The organism is Flavobacterium sp. 2755, assembly GCF_031455715.1.
In the GTDB taxonomy this organism is placed as follows: domain Bacteria; phylum Bacteroidota; class Bacteroidia; order Flavobacteriales; family Flavobacteriaceae; genus Flavobacterium.
Window position 1 is genome coordinate 146,298 of record NZ_JAVDTG010000012.1, and the last position, 17,680, is coordinate 163,977.

General features: G+C 32.5%; 20 protein-coding genes. 12 read left to right on the forward strand and 8 right to left on the reverse strand.

The features are described from left to right. Positions 1 to 58: 58 nt before the first annotated feature. The 8 genes from J2Y38_RS22340 (at position 59) to J2Y38_RS22375 (ending at position 6,877) form a co-directional block, all read left to right on the forward strand. On the forward strand, positions 59 to 826 hold the full coding sequence (locus tag J2Y38_RS22340; RefSeq protein ID WP_256637003.1) for a carboxypeptidase-like regulatory domain-containing protein: 768 nt from the start codon (positions 59 to 61) through the stop codon (positions 824 to 826). A gap of 37 nt (positions 827 to 863) precedes the next feature. Further along, on the forward strand, positions 864 to 1,583 hold the full coding sequence (locus tag J2Y38_RS22345) for a carboxypeptidase-like regulatory domain-containing protein (RefSeq protein ID WP_309847015.1): 720 nt from the start codon (positions 864 to 866) through the stop codon (positions 1,581 to 1,583). Continuing rightward, entirely contained in the window at positions 1,570 to 2,298 is a 729-nt protein-coding gene (locus tag J2Y38_RS22350) for a carboxypeptidase-like regulatory domain-containing protein (protein ID WP_309847016.1), read from the forward strand. The genes J2Y38_RS22345 and J2Y38_RS22350 overlap by 14 nt, the downstream gene beginning before the upstream one ends. After that, complete coding sequence (locus J2Y38_RS22355) at positions 2,288 to 3,037, forward strand: hypothetical protein (protein WP_309847017.1); 750 nt, start codon at positions 2,288 to 2,290, stop codon at positions 3,035 to 3,037. Before J2Y38_RS22350 ends, J2Y38_RS22355 begins: the two co-directional genes overlap by 11 nt. Continuing rightward, a complete protein-coding gene (locus tag J2Y38_RS22360) occupies positions 3,037 to 3,543 on the forward strand; it encodes a DUF6702 family protein (protein ID WP_309847019.1) in 507 nt (168 codons plus the stop codon). Before J2Y38_RS22355 ends, J2Y38_RS22360 begins: the two co-directional genes overlap by 1 nt. Before the next feature lie 67 nt (positions 3,544 to 3,610). Continuing rightward, positions 3,611 to 5,848, forward strand: coding sequence for a M1 family metallopeptidase (locus J2Y38_RS22365; RefSeq protein WP_309847022.1), 2,238 nt, complete (start codon positions 3,611 to 3,613; stop codon positions 5,846 to 5,848). 104 nt (positions 5,849 to 5,952) lie between these two features. Then, entirely contained in the window at positions 5,953 to 6,312 is a 360-nt protein-coding gene (locus J2Y38_RS22370; protein ID WP_053472068.1) for a twin-arginine translocase TatA/TatE family subunit, read from the forward strand. A 1-nt stretch (position 6,313) separates the two neighbouring features. Further along, the gene (locus J2Y38_RS22375; RefSeq protein WP_309847027.1) at positions 6,314 to 6,877 is read left to right on the forward strand and encodes a phosphatase PAP2 family protein; all 564 of its coding nucleotides are present in this window, start codon (positions 6,314 to 6,316) and stop codon (positions 6,875 to 6,877) included. 200 nt (positions 6,878 to 7,077) lie between these two features. Here the strand turns inward: J2Y38_RS22375 and J2Y38_RS22380 are convergent, their stop codons facing one another. From J2Y38_RS22380 to J2Y38_RS22410, 7 genes are all read right to left on the reverse strand, one after another. Further along, a complete protein-coding gene (locus J2Y38_RS22380) occupies positions 7,078 to 7,830 on the reverse strand; it encodes a phytanoyl-CoA dioxygenase family protein (RefSeq protein ID WP_309847028.1) in 753 nt (250 codons plus the stop codon). Between the two features lie 74 nt (positions 7,831 to 7,904). Further along, positions 7,905 to 8,546 (reverse strand): O-methyltransferase, encoded by a 642-nt coding sequence (locus J2Y38_RS22385; protein ID WP_309847030.1) that lies wholly within the window; start codon positions 8,544 to 8,546, stop codon positions 7,905 to 7,907. Positions 8,547 to 8,660: 114 nt separating this feature from the next. Further along, on the reverse strand, positions 8,661 to 9,026 hold the full coding sequence (locus J2Y38_RS22390) for a hypothetical protein (RefSeq protein ID WP_309847031.1): 366 nt from the start codon (positions 9,024 to 9,026) through the stop codon (positions 8,661 to 8,663). Positions 9,027 to 9,217: 191 nt separating this feature from the next. Then, a complete protein-coding gene (locus J2Y38_RS22395) occupies positions 9,218 to 9,769 on the reverse strand; it encodes a YceI family protein (protein WP_309847034.1) in 552 nt (183 codons plus the stop codon). A gap of 4 nt (positions 9,770 to 9,773) precedes the next feature. Next, positions 9,774 to 11,165: a hypothetical protein gene (locus J2Y38_RS22400; RefSeq protein WP_309847037.1), complete on the reverse strand. Its 1,392-nt coding sequence runs from the start codon at positions 11,163 to 11,165 to the stop codon at positions 9,774 to 9,776. 5 nt (positions 11,166 to 11,170) lie between these two features. Continuing rightward, entirely contained in the window at positions 11,171 to 11,740 is a 570-nt protein-coding gene (locus J2Y38_RS22405; protein ID WP_309847041.1) for a YceI family protein, read from the reverse strand. A 255-nt stretch (positions 11,741 to 11,995) separates the two neighbouring features. After that, positions 11,996 to 12,583 (reverse strand): YceI family protein, encoded by a 588-nt coding sequence (locus J2Y38_RS22410; protein WP_309847043.1) that lies wholly within the window; start codon positions 12,581 to 12,583, stop codon positions 11,996 to 11,998. A gap of 255 nt (positions 12,584 to 12,838) precedes the next feature. Here J2Y38_RS22410 and rlmN point away from each other — a divergent pair, with 255 nt between their 5' ends. Further along, entirely contained in the window at positions 12,839 to 13,891 is a 1,053-nt protein-coding gene (rlmN, locus tag J2Y38_RS22415; protein ID WP_053472076.1) for a 23S rRNA (adenine(2503)-C(2))-methyltransferase RlmN, read from the forward strand. Between the two features lie 224 nt (positions 13,892 to 14,115). Here the strand turns inward: rlmN and J2Y38_RS22420 are convergent, their stop codons facing one another. Next, positions 14,116 to 14,976 (reverse strand): hypothetical protein, encoded by an 861-nt coding sequence (locus J2Y38_RS22420; protein WP_309847046.1) that lies wholly within the window; start codon positions 14,974 to 14,976, stop codon positions 14,116 to 14,118. A gap of 159 nt (positions 14,977 to 15,135) precedes the next feature. Between J2Y38_RS22420 and J2Y38_RS22425 the strand changes: the two genes are divergently transcribed. The 3 genes from J2Y38_RS22425 (at position 15,136) to J2Y38_RS22435 (ending at position 17,587) form a co-directional block, all read left to right on the forward strand. Next, complete coding sequence (locus tag J2Y38_RS22425) at positions 15,136 to 16,113, forward strand: polyprenyl synthetase family protein (protein WP_309847048.1); 978 nt, start codon at positions 15,136 to 15,138, stop codon at positions 16,111 to 16,113. Positions 16,114 to 16,311: 198 nt separating this feature from the next. Then, complete coding sequence (locus J2Y38_RS22430; protein ID WP_309847051.1) at positions 16,312 to 16,872, forward strand: RNA polymerase sigma factor; 561 nt, start codon at positions 16,312 to 16,314, stop codon at positions 16,870 to 16,872. Continuing rightward, positions 16,859 to 17,587 carry a hypothetical protein gene (locus J2Y38_RS22435; RefSeq protein ID WP_309847052.1) on the forward strand — a complete coding sequence of 243 codons (729 nt, stop codon included), beginning with the start codon at positions 16,859 to 16,861 and terminating at the stop codon, positions 17,585 to 17,587. The genes J2Y38_RS22430 and J2Y38_RS22435 overlap by 14 nt, the downstream gene beginning before the upstream one ends. Positions 17,588 to 17,680 lie beyond the last annotated feature (93 nt).

Consider the following 17,680-nt stretch of genomic DNA (forward strand, 5'->3'; position numbering starts at 1 on the left):
AAATTTGGAAGACATTAGGATATTTTTACCTTTTTAATAATTCCCTAATATTTTCATTTTGACAAAGAATATTGTATTTTTTTTAGTTGCAGTTATAAGTCAGAATTCCTGGTCTCAAAATCAGGAACGTACGATTATAAACGGAAAAATTACGGCAAATACAAATGATTTGGAAGGAGTGTATGTTGTCAATTCTCAAACTGAGGTTATGACTACTACTGATGCATCCGGTGCCTTTTCTATTTTGGCAAAACCAGATGATGTGCTGATTTTTTCTTCGATTCAATTTAAGGAAAATAGGGTTTCTCTTGCCTGCGAAAATTTTACCGATTTAAATTTTACCGTAAGGATGAACTTAGTTGTGCATCAATTACAGGAAGTTATTGTAAAAAGATATGATAATATAAATGCTGTTTCTCTGGGAATTGTTCCGGCGGGTCAAAAATCATATACCGAAGCCGAAAGAAAATTACGTACCGCTACCGCTTTAGATGCCACAGCAAGTGCTACAGGAATGGTAGGCGGATCAATTTCTGCAGATCCTCTGCTGAACTTTTTCTCGGGCCGAACAGCAATGCTGAAAAAAGAAATTGAGGTAGAGCAGAAAGAGTTTTTTATGAGACTTTTAGAGAAAATGTTTACGCTTGAACATTTTGTGGATCGCTTAAAAATTCCGGCAGAATATGTAAAAGGTTTTGAATATTACGCTGTCGATAATAAACAGTTTACGAATATTTTGAACTCTAAAAATAAAACTTCAACCGAATTTTTGCTAGGCGAACTGGCGGTAAAGTATAAAGAAATAATTGCGAGTGAAGTTAAATAATAAACTAGATATAATCTTATTTCTGTGTTTTGTCCAAATGAGTTTTGGACAGGAAAAAACTTCAAAGGAAATCTTTGGGCAGATTTTAGAGCAGTCTAGTGTAATTGAGGGAATCAACATCATTAATACAGCAACACAAAGAACAGCAGTTTCTGATAAAAATGGAAGATTTTCGATTGAAGTAAAAGAAGGAGATGTTTTGATTTTTTCGGCTGTAGATAAAGAATCTGTAAAACATCGAATTACGGCTGAGGATTTTAATCTGGCTTTGATTCAAATAAAGATGAAAGCGGGAAAAATCGAGTTGAAGGAAGTTGTTATTAATGAAAATGCTCATATAAATGCTGTAAATCTGGGAATTGTTTCTAAAGACCAAAAAAAGTATACGCCCGCAGAAAGAAAATTAGCAACTGCAGGAGATTTTAAAGCTATTTCACTTCTAGGGTTATTAGGAGGTTCTGTGGCAATAGACCCTATTTTAAATAAAATAAATGGGAGAACTAAAATGTTGAAGAAAAATGTTCAGATTGAAAAGAAAGAAATTGCTCTAGAGAAGTTGGGGGCTTTGTTTGAAGATGAATATTTTATCAATGAGTTGAAAATTCCATCAGATTACATTTCAGGTTTTAAATTTTACCTTGTTGAGAATGAGGAAATAATGTTGTTGTTAGGAAATAAAGAAAAAGCAAAGCTAAAGTTGTTAATTTATCAGCAAGCTTTGAAATACAATGAAATAATTGCGAGTGAAGTTAAATAATACCCTACATATAATTTTAATTCTATTTTTTGTTCAAATTGGTTTTGGACAAAATGCATCTTCTAAAGAAATTTTAGGACAAATCTTCGAAAAAACTACTTCGGTTGACGGAGTGAATATTATTAATAACACGACACAAGTTTCGACTATTTCTGATGCCGACGGGAGATTTTCTATTGCCGTTAAAGAAGGCGATGTTTTGGTTTTTTCAGCAGTAAATCTAGAACCTTATAAACGCCGAATTTCTGCTGAGGATTTAACTTTAAGTCTGCTCGTGATTAAAATGACAGCAAAAGAAATTGAGTTGAAAGAAGTCAAGGTGAATGACAATCATGGAATTACGACTGAAAATTTAGGAATTGTTCCGCACGGCCAAAAAACATATACACCTGCAGAAAGAAAAGTGTATACTGCAACTTCGACTTCTATAGATAAAATCCTCAATAAAATTTCTGGACGTACGGCAATGTTAAAAAAAGAGGTAAATGTGGAAAAAAAGGAGATGCTTTTCAGAAAAATTGAGTATCTTTTTGATGAAAATTATTATACCGAAAGATTAAAAATTCCGGTAGATGATATCAAAGGATTTCAATTATATTGTGTGGATGATGCCGAATTTGCCGTATCTTTGAATACAAAGAATAAAACAATGAGTATGTTTTTAATAACAGAGTTAGCTCGAAAATATCTAATAATTCTCGAAAATGAAAAATAAACTAGGAGTATTCGTTGTTTGCTTATTTTGTCAAATAATGTTTGGGCAAAATGGCTCAAGAAAGTCGCTGCACGGTCAGGTTACAAATAAATCACTTGCTATAGAAAGTGGGTATGTTATGAATATTAATGCAAAATCCAGAACTTTTATAGGTCCGGGAGGATTGTTTGATATTTTGGCACAGCCAAAAGATACTTTGGTTTTTACCGGTTTGGCTTTTCAGTCTAAAAAAATTGTTTTGACAGAGAAAGACTGTGCACAAATACTTTTTTCTGTGCCTTTAGATTTGGTTAGCAATGAATTAAAAGAAGTTGTGGTTCGTAAAGATTTAAAAGTACAATCGTTAGATAAAAACACGCAGAAATATGTTGATATGCAGTTTGAAGATGATAAACTCTCGACTGCGAAAAATACGGTAATGTATTCTGATCAAACCATAAAATACGGAATGGACTTCGTTAGAATTTTTAAAGATGTTAAAAAGCTTCTTTCTAAAAATGATGTAAAAGAAGAAGAAATCACGGATATTGCCTTTGTAGAATATTCTAAAGCCAATTTTAAACCTGATTTCTTTACTAAAACTTTAGGTTTGAAAAAAGACGAAGTTGATTTGTTTTTGATGTTTTGTTCTAATGATCCAGAATCAAAAAGACATCTTAATGAAGATCAAAAATTTGAGTTGATTGATTTTTTAATCAACAAAAATGCTGAATTTAAAAAAGTGAATGCCTCTCAATAATGAAAAAAATATTGATTTATCCTTTTATCGGGATATTGTTTCTGTCGCTTTCTTCCTTTGCATTTCATAAATTTTATGTTGGTGTTTTTCAGGTTGAATATGCTGCTGAAAAAAAAATGATTCAAATTACATCGCGTATTTTTGTAGATGATTTGAATAATGCACTAGAAAAAAAATACCATAAAAAAACTTTCGTTGGAACCGAAAAGGAAACTCCCGCAGATCTTGATTTATTAAAAAAATATCTTGCTGAAAATTTCACGATTAAGATAAACGGACAATCAAAACCAATTACTTTTTTGTCAAAAGAAGTGGAAAGCGACGATGTTTTAATATGTTATTCGAGAATAAAAGATATCGAAAAATTTAAATCGATCGAAATTTCAAATACTCTACTTGTGGACTGGAGTTCTGAACAGCAGAATATTACACATATTTCAGCATTTGGTACTAAAAGAAGTGTCCTCTTTACAGAATCTTCAAGGAAAGAATTGTTAAAGTATTAATTAATCTGTTAAATTAATATTTTAATTGTTATTTTCACACCCTGACAAAAATTACCATTAGACTTTTATGAAAAAGCTTTCATTATTATTAATTTTTCCTGCAATGTTAGTTGCTCAGGAAAAAGCTGCGACACCTAAGCAGCAAGGCAGTTACGACACTAATAAATTTAGCCAGATGTACGATTTGCTGGCAACACCAAACATGTTTCGTACAGCATCTGGAGCGCCGGGACCTGCTTATTACCAACAGCAGGCAGATTATAAGATTGATGTTGAATTAGATGATAAAAATTCAAAATTAACCGGTGCTGAAACGATCACATATTCTAACAATTCACCAGATACTTTAGAGTATTTATGGGTTCAGTTAGATCAAAATCAAGCGAGAGCAAATGGACAGACTTCTTTAGCAGAAGGAGAAAAAATCAATCAGGTTTTAGCTCTTGATGGTTTTTCGTCTAAATATTTGAAAAAAGACTTAGAGCGCGGTTTTAATATCGAACAGGTAAAAGACGCAAAAGGAACTCCAATGTCTTATACGATCAACGAAACGATGATGCGTATTAATCTGGCTGCGCCTTTAAAACCGGGAGAAAAAATTTCATTTTCGATAAAATGGTGGTATAACATCAATAATTATAGAAAAGAAGGCGGACGTTCTGGTTACGAATTCTTCGAAAAAGATGGAAATAAATTATATGTAATTGCACAATTCTATCCTAGAATGGCAGTTTACAACGATGTTGAAGGATGGCAGAATATGCAGTTTTGGGGAAGCGGAGAGTTTGCCCTTCCTTTCGGAAACTTTGATGTAAATATTACGGTTCCTGCAGATCACGTAATTGATGCAACAGGAGAATTAACAAACAGAAACGAAGTTTTTACTGCAGAACAAGTTAAACGTTACGAGCAGGCTCAAAAATCATTTGATAAACCTGTTGTTATTGTAACTCAGGCTGAAGCTGAAGCGGCTGAAAAAGGTTTTTCTGAAAAGAAAAAAACATGGAAATTCAGTGCTAAAAATGTTCGTGATTTTGGAATTGCTTCTTCAAGAAAATTCATTTACGATGCAATGGCTGTAAAAATTGGAAACAAAACTGTTATGGCAGAATCTGTTTATCCAAAAGAAGCAAACCCGCTTTGGGGAGAAACTTCAACACTTACAGTTGCACATACTTTAAAAAGCTATTCATCTCATACTTTTGATTATCCTTATCCAAAAGCGGTTTCTGTTTCTGCAGAAGATCAGGGAATGGAATATCCAATGATTTGCTGGAATTTTGGTCGTCCGGATGAAAACGGTGTTACGACTAAAGAGGTTAAAAACGGAATGATTGGTGTTATTATTCACGAAGTTGGACACACGTTTTTCCCAATGATTGTAAATTCTGATGAGCGTCAATGGACTTGGATGGATGAAGGTTTGAATTCATTTTTAGAATATTTGGCAGAACAGGAATTAGATCCAACTTTCCCTTCAAGACGCGGACCTGCAAAAAATATTGTTCCTTATATGAGCGGTGATCAGAAGTTTTTAGAGCCAATTATGTCTAACTCTGAAACGATTCACCAATTTGGAAATAATGCTTACGGAAAACCGGCTACAGGTCTTAATATTTTAAGAGAAGTAGTTATGGGGAAAGAATTGTTTGATTATGCTTTTAAAACATACGCAAACAGATGGAAATTTAAACACCCAACTCCAGAGGATTTCTTTAGAACTATGGAAGATGCATCTGCTGTAGATTTAGATTGGTTTTTTAGAGGATGGTTTTATTCAACTGATTTTGTAGATATCGGAATTAAAGAGGTAAAACAATATTATGTTTCTGAAACTCCAACTGCTGACATTAAAGATGTAAAAGTGAGAAAAGGTCGTTTTGGATTCGAAAAAGGTCCTTTTGTTTACCTAGTTTCAGGAGATAATCCAGAAGTTAGCGCTTCAAGCAAAAAAGCATTAAAATTAGAAGATGTAAAACCATTGGCTGATTATGTGAACCAGACTTTTACTGCTGAGGAAAAAGCAAGCATTAAATCGCCTAAATATTTTTATGAAGTTGAATTCAACAAACCAGGCGGAATGATTATGCCAATTCTTGTTGAAATTACTTACGAAGATGGTACAAAAGATAATTACCAATATCCGGCACAAATCTGGAGAAAAAGTAACGATACCGCTAAAAAAGTTTATGCGACTACAAAAGCTGTAAAAAGCATTCAGATAGATCCAAAATTACTTACGGCTGATATCGATGTAACAAATAATTCATGGCCAAAAGTTGAACAAAAATCAAAATTTGACTAAGAACAAACTAAAGAGACTCTGAAAAGAGTCTTTTTTTTTAAGTAAATTTTAAAACTGTGCGCTTCAAAATTTAATATCTTTGTTGCACAACAAAAATAAAAGATATGTTTGGTATAGGAGGAGGAGAATTAGTTTTCATACTGTTTATAGTACTAATGCTTTTTGGTTCTGATAAAGTGCCGGAAATTGCCCGTACAATGGGTAAAGCGATGGCGCAGTTAAAAAATGCAACCAACGATATAAAAAGTGAAATTCAAAAAGGAGCTGAGGCCAATGGTCTTGACACGAAATCTTTGACTGATATTACGGGTAATATTAATGCGCAAATTAATGATGCAAAATCTAATTTGTTAGGAGATACTACTAATTTATCCAGTAATCTGTTAGGTGAAACTGCTACAGAAATCGATCAGGTAAAAGAAGATATTGAATCACTTTCGGGACCTATAAAACGCCAAAGATAATATGCTTGAAAAAATAAAAGAATTAGATGTCAATTTATTGGTATATCTAAACGGTTTAGGTTCTGAAAAATATGATAAATTCTGGCTGATTATTACCGAACAGTTGAATTGGACACCGTTCTTTTTGCTGTTGTTTTATCTTATTTATAGAAAAGTAGGGGGAAAGCAAACCTTGTATATATTACTTTTTGTCGCAATTTTAATCGCTTTTACAGATCAGACTTGTAATTTGTTTAAACATACTTTTCAGCGTTTGCGCCCTTGTAACGATCCTGATGTCAATACAATTATCAGAGTGGTTCAGGTTAGAAAATCTTTTAGCTTTTTCTCAGGACATGCTGCAAACACAATGGCCGTTGCAACCTTTTTATATTTGGTTTTAAAACGTCATTTCAAATATTTTGGTTTGTTATTCTTATGGCCGTTAATTTTCGCTTACAGTAGAATTTATTTGGGATTACATTATCCGGGAGATATTCTAACAGGATATTTCTTTGGAGCTATTTTTGGATTCTTAATCTTTTTAGCTTACAGAAGGTTGAAACCGCAATATTTTCCGGGATAATCTAAGGTTCTGAGTTTCTAAGATACTAAGCTTCTAAGTTTTCTCATATAAAATTTGGATAAATTGCCTCCAGCTTTAGCTGGAGAGTCTATAGATAAAATTAAGAAGGCTTTAGCCAAAATACACTGGGTATTTGGCTAAAGCCTTTTTCTTTTTTTAGCTTTTTTATCTCCAGCTGAAGCTGGAGGCTATTGAATTTTTTATTTTATAATACTCTTGAAGTCGTCTAAATTATTTTCAAGAATTTTTCTTTCACTCCATTCTAGCCCTGTGGGAAGTTCTTGTTTGCTGAATTCAATATGAATAACTCTTCTTCTTTCGTTGTTTGTGGTTTTGTTTGAAGCGTGAAATAATAAAGGTTTCATAATCATGATTCCGCCTTTTTCAACTTCGCAGATTGTTTCTGTTTCGTTTTCAAAATCCAGATTTTCGATTCTCAAAATTCCTTTTGAATGGGAATTATTGATAACTTTTAAAGCACCGTTGTCTTTTGTAGTGGTATCAATATGAATTCTAATCGTAAAATTATCTTCTAAAATTTCTTTTGGAGGCTGAACCGCAAACTGATTTTGTTTTACAGTCCAGTTTTCAAAATTTTCAGCTTCAATTTTTTTATCCACAGAAATAGTTAAATCCTGATGATAAGCCACAAACCAATTTGATTTTTCAGGTTTGTCAAAATAAATGGATTTGGTAATGAAGTATCCTTTCCCAAAATTAGATTCAATACTATCTTTTAAATTTTGATTGAAAATAAAATCTAAGGTTTCAGGTACTTCTTTATGAAATTGTCTGATTGCAAATAAATCCTGAGATTTTCTAAAAGTAGCATTATCAGAATCATTTTCGGTTACATTTTCGATTAATGAAATCAGTTTTTCAATTTCATTTTCAGTATAAACATTGTTTATAATTGCAAAACCTTCATTATCTATCTGATTTAAATAAGTCATTCTAAATGGAGTAAAAGTATAAATAGAAAAAATCTTAGAATCTTAGCGCCTTAGTATCTTAGCAACTTATAAAATTATAATACTCTTGAAACTGTTAATCCATCGCGAATTGGCAACAAAACCGTTTCCACTCTTGGATCGTCTTTCAAAAGCTGATTATATTCTAAAAGTACTTTTGTACTGACATCATTTGGATGAACCGGTTCAAGGATTTTTCCGCTCCACAATACATTATCAGATAAAATAATACCGCCTTTATTCATCTTTGGAACAATCATTTCCCAGTAATTGAGGTAATTTTCCTTATCTGCATCAATAAATACCAAATCAAATTTTACGTCAATAGTTGGGATAATATCTACGGCTTCTCCTAAATGCTGAAAAATTTGATTTCCCCAAGGCGATGCATCAAAATACTTTCTCTGAAAATCAACTAATTCTTCTTTAATATCTATAGTATGTAATTGTCCGTTTTCCTGCATTCCTTCGCATAAACAAAGCGCAGCATAACCCGTATAAGTTCCGATTTCAAGAATATTTACCGGACGAATTAATTTAGAGAGCATACTTAAAACCCGGCCTTGAAAATGACCGCTTAACATTCTTGGTAAAAGTATTTTCTGGTAGGTTTCTTTATTAAGTTTCGCTAATAATTCTGGTTCGTTTTCAGAATGCTGCTCGATATAATCTTCTAATTCTTGTGATATAAAATGCATCTTGTAGTTGTTGTAATTGAATGCAAAAATACAAAAAATATCCGCTGACTATTTTGCATAAAAAAACCATTCGTTTAGGCGAATGGCTTTCTGTTTTTAGTTTTAATTTGAAAATTATTTTTTCAAAGCTTCGTTTACTTCTTTAGCTGTTTTCACAGTTCCGTCTTTTGCAGCTTTTGCAGCATTTTCAACTTTTTCAGCTCCTTTTTTAGTAGCATCTTTCACGTCAGATGCTGCTTTTTTAGCTCCATCTTTTACATCTTGTACAGCATTTTCAGTAGCATCTTTAGCTTTTGCAGCAGCCTCTTCTGTTTTGCTTACAGCGCTGTCTTTCACTTCTTCAATATCTGTTGTTAAGGAGTCAACTTTGTTTCCAAGAGTTAATTCTTCATCTGCAGGTTTAGGTTCTTTCTTTTCGCAAGATTGTAATCCCAAAGCTAATAATGCAACAACAGCTAAACTTAAAAAATGTTTTTTCATAATAAATTGTCTTTTTAGGTTATAAAATTTAAAAGGTTATAAAGTGGAATAATAAAAATACAAATTTTAAAATTATGGCGCGCTTTGTAAGATTACTTTTCTTTTGAGTGCAAGACAATTCTTGTGCCAAATTTTTGCAGTTTTGAAAAGTTGAAGAAATTTTTTTTGCTGAAATGTTTTAGAAGTAAGTTTTAGTTTTTGTAAAGGCTGAAATTTATCACAATATCATCTTTTACTTTTATTAATCCGGCCATTTTTACGGGCGGTTCTAAGTCAATATCAGAAAATTTTAAATTTAGTGTTCCCTGAATTTTATCATCAGAATTATACAGAATAAAATCTTTGTATTTTAAAGTTTTATCGGTGATATAAAAGTTTAATCGGCATTTGTAATTTTTACCATTTGGTTTTACATCTGTAATGCAAACCGTACTATTTGGAAATTGTTTCACTTTTACGGTTCCCTGTAAATCCTTCGTCATTATTTTGTTGCCGCAATCAAAGTTTGACATTTTGATTTCGGTATTAAAAGCCTCTTTTTTAACTGAATTTATATAAACCGTATCTTTTATTGAAAAGGTATTAGAACAATTGTATTTGCCAACAGTAGATGCTCCTGTAATTTCTATTTTAATTTTATTTATTACTAAGGCTGTATCTTCTGTTAAAAAAGTGGGTTTAGCACTTCCTGATAAAAAGAAAGCCGCTAAACCCATAATTAAAAAAATAAATCTTTTGTACATTTTATCAAAATGAAATTACTGCTTCGAACATAAGTCCTTTAAAACTTCCGCCGAAAAGATCGTTTGGAGTTGCTCCATTAAATTGAGCGAAGTTTTTGTAATTTTGATCTACATATTCTAATTTAGCCAAAACATTTCTGGTCATGAACCATCCTGCAGCGGCTTCAAATCTATTTATTTGAATTGCTTGGGCATTTGCATTTGCTAATTTCCCGTCAACTAAATTGTATTTTCCACCCACATAAAATCTTTCATTTTCTCCGAAACGGTAAACTAAATCACCAACATATTGATTTACTTTACGAGTATCATCGGTTCCTTTATAATCTCCTCCAGAAGTAAATTCTAACGTTCCAAAAAACTCAAGACCTTTATATTTGATAAATGGGTTTATCATATAGGATGTTGCCCAGTTTCCGTATCCCGGATTAAACCTTCCAGTATCTTTATTAGCAGTTGGATCGAAATTGTTTGCAACAGTGCTAATAGCTGTTCCGGTAGCCGGATCGATAATATTGTATTCAGAATGGCTCATTACACCATAAAAACGGCTTCCTGCTCTATCAGAAGAATATAAATTTCCGCTTGAATTTGCTGTATGATAATAAGAACCTGTTACTCTAATTCTCAAATCGTCGTTGATTTGTTTATCCCAGCCTAATTTTGCAAGAATAGAAGGACTTATAGTTGTATTATTATCTGGTTTTGCTGCTGTAGGATTTGCTGCTACAATTTCCTGAACGTTTTGGTTTAATTTAGAATTTGTAACGCCAAGCATACTTACGAAACCTAATCTATTATAATAAACTTCGGCTCCCATTTCTGTGATGAATGCATCCATAATATTATTTCCAACAAACGGATTCATAAACGCATTTCCGTTATCAGATCTTCTAAAGTGCGCATCACCATAGTTGTTCTCCATTTGACCAATTTTGATCGTTGTATACTGCATGAAATCAGCCAGGAAATCTTTTTTAATGAAATCCAGTTTGTCAATTTGCAAATAACCTCCTTTTACCCAAGTTTCGTTGTGATGTCTGGAAGCCATATATACATCTAAGTTTACACGTACACCATCATACAATTGAGCACCAATTGTGAAGTTTGCATTTGGTAAATTGAAATTGTTTTCTAAATTATTTAATCTGTAACCTGGCGCTGTGGCTAAGTTTTTTTGATCATTAAACGAATTTAAAGCTTGAAATTGAAGTGCAAAAGCAGCTCCCATATCTACACTTAATCCTTTATAAGCAACAGTATCTTTTTTTACATCAAATTGATTAATACCTTTTTGGTTTCGTGGAATCTGGTTTTGAATGTGCCCAAAACTTACCTGAGCATTAACAGCAAACGTGCTGACTAATGTTATACATAGGATATAAATTTTTTTCATGGCGTTTATAAATTAAAGTTTAAATTGAATTTTATCGTTAAATCCTGCCCTGTTTTAATAGTTCCAAGCATGGCAGTTGGTGATTTCATTCCAAAATCTGCAAAAGTGATTTTGTTAGAACCCTGCATGTTTAATCCATCTTTTGTAACAGTTGTTTTTACAGTCGTTTTGTAAACTTTGCTGACTCCTGCAATGGTATAAGTTCCGGTCAATTCCCAAGTAGTTTCGTTTACTTTTTCAGCAGATTTTAAAACATATTTGATGTTTTTATTTTTATCTGTTTTTAAAGTTGTGTAAGCCACTTTATCCATGCTTTTTTTCTCACTTTTTATACTTTCAGCCAATAGGGTAACCGATAGAGATTCTATTTCAGTAAGCTTTGAATTAGCTATTGAAAAGTTTGCTGTTCCGGTTCCTGAAGCCGACTTCATTTCCCAATCGTGAAGGGTTGAAGTTCCCGCAACTGAAAAGGAAGCTTTGTCATCTAAAGAATATGATTTTTGTGCTGTAGCAATTGAAGTAATTCCGAAAAAAGCAACTGCAATTGCAAATAATTTGATTTTATTGGTTTTCATTTTTGTCATGTTTTTATTGTAAAAAATAAGTTAACAAATCGACCGATTTTCTTTTAGTACTAAGAATGTTGTTTTAACTTGTATCAAAGATCTACCTATATTTCAAAGGGATACATGATAAAAATCATTGTTAAAATTTTATTAAAATGGTATTTAAAAACTACAACGTTTTCATTTTTTGGGAATGGATAATTGAACCCTAAATCGAGATTCGGGTTTTATCAAACATTAACTTTTAAAGAATGTAATTATGGTTTACAGATCTGAAATCTGATTTATCTGGCTTAACATGATATTGAAAATCACAGTTAAATCTTTACCTGTTTTAACAACACCGAGAGCTGCTTTTGGAGGTGTCATTTCAAAATCGCCAAAAGTAATTTGGTTAGAACCCTGAAGAATAAAAGTTTCATTATCAGCCGTTATTTTTATCTGAGTTTTGTATTCTTTGCTGATACCGGCAATAGTATAAGTTCCGGTTAGAATCCAGGTTGATTCATTTATTTTTTCAGCAGATTTTAAAGCGTATTCGATGGTTTTATGCGTTTCGGTATCTAAGGCTTCATAAGCCACCTGGTCCATACTTGTTTTACTGCTTTTTAAACTTTCTGCTGATAAGGTAATAGTTAGGCTGTTTATCGCTGTAAGTTTAGAATCTTTTACCGTTAAGTTGGCGATGCCAGTTCCTTCTGTAGACCTCATTGTCCAATCGTGAACTGTAGAAGTTCCGGCAACTTCAAAAGTTGATTTAGCAGCTGCTACCGTATAAGTTCTTTGTGCGTTTAGCTGTAATGATAGGATTGTGAAAATTGCTGTTAATAGGATTGATGTAATTGTTTTCATCTTGATAGGTATTTGTTAATTTTAATCAGGAGAGTTCTGTAAGTGGTTGTGAACTGACCTTATTTCTTAGATCAAAATTATCAAGCAGACAGTCGAAATTAAATGATAAAAATCATAGCCAAACTTTAATTAAATCATTATAGTAAGGGTTTAAAGGATAAATAGAGTTATGATTTTGCATAAAATTCAAGAAAGGATAAACGAAGAATGCATCTAAAAATCGAAAAAAAGGACAAAAGTGATTAACTTTGCAGCATGCAAATCGAGAAAAAAGACATAAGAGCCTTATCAAAAGATCAATTACGAGATTTTTTTGTCGCAAATAATGACAAAGCTTTTCGTGGAAATCAAGTGTATGAATGGCTTTGGAGCAAAGGAGCACACAGTTTTGAGGATATGACGAATGTTGCCAAAACAACGCGTTCTATGCTTGAAGAAAATTTTGTTATCAATCATATTAAGGTTGATACCATGCAGAGAAGCAGCGACGGAACAGTAAAAAATGCCGTTCGCCTGCACGACGGATTAGTTGTAGAATCGGTTTTAATTCCAACAGAAACCAGAACAACAGCTTGTGTTTCAAGTCAGGTTGGGTGTAGTTTAGATTGTAATTTCTGCGCAACTGCACGTTTAAAAAGAATGCGAAATCTGGAACCGGGAGAAATCTACGATCAGATTTTGGCAATTGATAAAGAAAGCCGTTTGTACCACAATCATCCGCTTTCGAATATTGTTTTTATGGGAATGGGCGAACCTTTAATGAATTATAACAATGTCATTAAAGCAATCGATATGGTTACATCGCCAGAAGGTTTAGGAATGTCTCCAAAGCGTATTATGCTTTCGACATCGGGAATTCCGAAGATGATCAAGAAAATGGCCGATGATGATGTAAAGTTCAAACTTGCAGTTTCTCTTCATTCGGCAATTGATGAAATCCGCGCGAAGATTATGCCTTTCAGTAAAAACTTTCCTTTGAAAGATTTGCGTGAAGCATTAGAATATTGGTATAGAAAAACCAAAAGCAAAATTTCATACGAATATGTAGTTTGGAAAGGAATCAACGATGATAAAGCTTCGGTTGATGCCTTGGTAAAATTCTGTAAATATGTACCGTGTAAAGTCAATTTAATTGAATACAATCCAATTGACGATGGAGAATTTCAACAAGCTTCAGAAGAATCTATTTTGGCATATATAAAAGCATTAGAAAATATTGGAGTTGTTGTAAAAGTGCGTCGCAGCCGAGGAAAAGATATTGATGCTGCCTGCGGGCAATTAGCAAATAAAGAAGCTGATGCGGTATAGTTCCTACGGGACAAAAGCGATATCGCATAATGTTGTCTAGCGATATATAATCTCTACGAGATATACTCCGTTAGGAGTTACAAATCGGTAGAAAATCATGATTAAAACGTAGAGAATGTCCCGTAGGGACTACATTTAAACGTAAAATTTTCGATATTAAAAAAAGCATTAAAAACGAGGGTGAATCTTGTTTTTAATGCTTTTTTTGTGGGCAAAAAGGGATTTTATTTTTTCAAATCTATTTCTTCTGTTACTCCGTCTTTTGTTACAGAAGCCAACGTATCGCAATCTCCATTGCCATAATCAATAATAGCCGAAGCTCCATTTTTAGTTATTTCAACAACTCCTTTTACTGCAAATGATTTTCTGCATGAAGTTTTAAATTCCAGTGGAGTTGTAATTTCTGCAGCGTAAGTATCTCCGTTTGGTAAAGTTGTAGTACCGCTTCCGGTCACGACAAAAACATTGTCTTCCCAATTGAACCAAGTGTTATAACCCGCAGTCATTTCTTTTACTAAAGAACCTTTTCTGATATAAACCTTTCCGTCATCAAAAGTAATAGTCAAATCAATTGCTGCGGTTAAAACCGGATGTGCTTCTGCCAGTAAATCAGTTGATTTTACAGTTCTAATAATGCTCTTGCTTCCCTGAAGTAGTTTACCATTGTGATAAAATCCTTCAAACGTATAACTGATCGTTTGTGTAGAAGCCGAAAAATCATTAGAAAACGAAACCACCATTTTTCCTTTTACCGTATTTCCGTTATCAAGCGTACAGCCGTCAACGCCAAAATCTATTGTTTTTGTAAAAGTATTATTCGTTAAAACTGTTGTAATAACAGCACATTCAGGTAAAAAGTGTTTTATGTTTCCAGAAGGTTTGCTATTGATGTTTACTTGAGAAATAAACTGGTCTTCAGCAATATTCGTAACATCTTCAATAGAGGCGTCAATTTTAGAATTGGCAATTATTTCGTCATTAGTAATGACCTTACTAGTTCCGTCATTTGTGTTTTCATCAGAATTACAACTTGTAAATAATGATAAAGCGATACAGGTTCCAATTAATAAAAATTTTGTTTTCATAATAAATAGTTTTTTTGGTTTTACTTTTCAATGAATTCAAATTAGTTATTAGATTGAGGTGTTTTTGGATTGTTTTTTTTAAATTAGTGCATATTTATAGATATACTAACATAAAATAGACAACGTTTTTTTATTTAAAATAGTATATTTGAAATCGAAATGAATATTACTTCACAAATAAAACAGCCTATTATTACCGAGATGGAACTTTTTGAAAAAAAGTTTCACGAATCGATGACTTCAAAGGTTGCGTTACTAAACAGAATCACCTATTATATTGTAAACCGAAAAGGAAAACAAATGCGTCCCATGTTTGTTTTTCTGACTGCTAAAATGGTTTCAGGCGGAATCGTAAACGAAAGAACCTATCGAGGTGCGTCGGTTATTGAATTGATTCATACGGCAACTTTGGTTCATGATGATGTGGTGGACGATAGTAATCGTCGCCGCGGATTTTTCTCTATAAATGCACTTTGGAAAAATAAGATTGCGGTTTTAGTTGGAGATTATTTACTTTCAAAAGGTTTATTGCTTTCTATTGATAACGGCGATTTTGATTTACTCCGAATCATTTCTGTAGCTGTTCGCGAAATGAGCGAAGGTGAATTACTTCAAATAGAAAAAGCCAGAAGACTCGATATTACCGAAGATGTTTATTACGAAATCATCCGAAAAAAGACTGCAACACTTATTGCAGCTTGCTGTGCACTTGGCGCAAAATCGGTAATTGAAGATGATATTCAGGTGGAGAATATGCGAAAGTTTGGCGAATTGATCGGAATGGCATTTCAAATTAAAGATGACTTGTTCGATTACAGCGAAGAAGCCATCGGAAAACCAACCGGAATTGACATTAAAGAACAAAAAATGACTTTGCCTTTAATTCACGTTTTAAATACTTGTACTCCGCAGGAAAAAAAGTGGTTGATAAACTCCATCAAAAACCACAACAAAGACAAAAAACGCGTAAAAGAAGTTATTGCCTTTGTAAAAGATAATAATGGTTTGGTTTACGCCGAAAACAAAATGGTGCAATTCCAGCAGGAAGCACTTTCGCTTTTAGACAATTACCCGGATTCTGAATTCAAAGCGGCGCTTACCTTAATGGTAAACTACGTTATTGAAAGAAAGAAATAATTTTTTAATTAAATAATTAGAAAATTTATCAATTAGATAATTGGTTTACTTTGTTGTAAATCAGTTGTGTATTTCTGCGTGTTGGAATTTGAAATTTAAATTTTGATTTTTTTTACCTCCCATGCAACCATTTCAAATCGACATGCGTCTATGCTAATAGAAGTCTGTTTCTAAAACCAAAAACCGAAAAGCTTATTAATGAAAATTATTCATTTACATCAAGAAGAAACTAAAGTCATAAAGCTTGCTGTCGAAAATAATCGACAAGCACAGCAGCAGATTTACAGTAAATTTTCTTCGAAAATGTTAAGTGTCTGCCGACAATATATAAAAGATATTCAGCTGGCAGAAGATGTAATGATTACGGCTTTCATGAAAGTATTTACGAATCTGAAAAACTTTGAACATAAAGGAAGTTTTGAAGGCTGGATTCGCCGAATTATGGTTAACGAATGTATTTCTTATTTAAGAGTTCAGAAAAAAGTAAAATTTACCGAAGATGAATTTTTTACAGAAGAAAGTTTCAACGAAATCGACAGTCAGTTTACCGTTGATCAGATTCAGTTTTTAATTGATGCTCTGCCGGACGGTTATAAAATGGTTTTCAATTTATATGCTATTGAAGGATATAAACATAATGAGATTGCCAAGATGTTAGGAATTAATGAAGGAACATCAAAATCGCAATTATCGCACGCTAGGAAAATGCTGCAAACACAAATTACTATTCTAAAAAAACAAGATAATGGAACCGAATAATTTTGAAAAGGATTTCCGTGAAAAACTAAACCAACGCAAAATTGAACCAAGCGAAAAAGCCTGGGATCGATTAGATGCCATGTTAAGTGTTTCAGAAGAAACTAAAAAGCCAACTAAAAATAGAAAATGGCTGTATGTAGCAGCAAGTATTATTGGTTTTTTATTGGTTGGAACTTTCTTTTTCAATCAAAAGAAAGATGCGATTGAAACACCTAAAACTGTTGTAATCGAAGAAAATATTAAAAAAGATTCTGTTGTAAAACCAACTATAAATAAAGTTGAACCCGTTCAAACAGAAACTGTGATTGCAGAAAAAACTTCAACAGAAACAGCGGCAGAGAAATCAAATAAACAAGAAAATAACTCTAATCAAACACCAAATAAAACCATTAAAAATGAGTCAAATCAAATAACGGAGTCTTCAGTCATCATCAAAAATAATCAAGAAAAACAATCAAATACAAATCCAATCGCAATTACCGAAAATCCTAAAAAAGAGAACACAGATCAATTACTCGAAGCGGCCGAAAAAACCGTTTTGGCTCAAAGTTCAGTAAAAAAATCAAAAGTAAAAATCAATGCTTCTGATTTACTAAACCAAGTCGATGGTGAATTAGAACTTTCATTTAGAGAAAAAGTAATTACAAAAGTCAACAAAAACTACCAAACGGTAAAAGTGGCTTTAGCAAACAGAAATCAGGAAGAAAAGCAATAATAATAATAATAATAATAATAATAATAATAATAATAATAATAATAATAATAATAATAATAATAATAATAATAATAATAATAATAATAATAATAA

Coding starts and splice junctions, on each gene's coding strand:
- J2Y38_RS22345 (WP_309847015.1), top strand. CDS start 864: ATGAGTTTTGGACAGGAAAAAACTTCAAAGGAAATCTTTGGGCAGATT.
- J2Y38_RS22355 (WP_309847017.1), top strand. CDS start 2,288: ATGAAAAATAAACTAGGAGTATTCGTTGTTTGCTTATTTTGTCAAATA.
- J2Y38_RS22360 (WP_309847019.1), top strand. CDS start 3,037: ATGAAAAAAATATTGATTTATCCTTTTATCGGGATATTGTTTCTGTCG.
- J2Y38_RS22365 (WP_309847022.1), top strand. CDS start 3,611: ATGAAAAAGCTTTCATTATTATTAATTTTTCCTGCAATGTTAGTTGCT.
- J2Y38_RS22370 (WP_053472068.1), top strand. CDS start 5,953: ATGTTTGGTATAGGAGGAGGAGAATTAGTTTTCATACTGTTTATAGTA.
- J2Y38_RS22375 (WP_309847027.1), top strand. CDS start 6,314: ATGCTTGAAAAAATAAAAGAATTAGATGTCAATTTATTGGTATATCTA.
- J2Y38_RS22380 (WP_309847028.1), bottom strand. CDS start 7,830: ATGACTTATTTAAATCAGATAGATAATGAAGGTTTTGCAATTATAAAC.
- J2Y38_RS22385 (WP_309847030.1), bottom strand. CDS start 8,546: ATGCATTTTATATCACAAGAATTAGAAGATTATATCGAGCAGCATTCT.
- J2Y38_RS22390 (WP_309847031.1), bottom strand. CDS start 9,026: ATGAAAAAACATTTTTTAAGTTTAGCTGTTGTTGCATTATTAGCTTTG.
- J2Y38_RS22395 (WP_309847034.1), bottom strand. CDS start 9,769: ATGTACAAAAGATTTATTTTTTTAATTATGGGTTTAGCGGCTTTCTTT.
- J2Y38_RS22400 (WP_309847037.1), bottom strand. CDS start 11,165: ATGAAAAAAATTTATATCCTATGTATAACATTAGTCAGCACGTTTGCT.
- J2Y38_RS22405 (WP_309847041.1), bottom strand. CDS start 11,740: ATGAAAACCAATAAAATCAAATTATTTGCAATTGCAGTTGCTTTTTTC.
- J2Y38_RS22410 (WP_309847043.1), bottom strand. CDS start 12,583: ATGAAAACAATTACATCAATCCTATTAACAGCAATTTTCACAATCCTA.
- rlmN (WP_053472076.1), top strand. CDS start 12,839: ATGCAAATCGAGAAAAAAGACATAAGAGCCTTATCAAAAGATCAATTA.
- J2Y38_RS22420 (WP_309847046.1), bottom strand. CDS start 14,976: ATGAAAACAAAATTTTTATTAATTGGAACCTGTATCGCTTTATCATTA.
- J2Y38_RS22425 (WP_309847048.1), top strand. CDS start 15,136: ATGAATATTACTTCACAAATAAAACAGCCTATTATTACCGAGATGGAA.
- J2Y38_RS22430 (WP_309847051.1), top strand. CDS start 16,312: ATGAAAATTATTCATTTACATCAAGAAGAAACTAAAGTCATAAAGCTT.
- J2Y38_RS22435 (WP_309847052.1), top strand. CDS start 16,859: ATGGAACCGAATAATTTTGAAAAGGATTTCCGTGAAAAACTAAACCAA.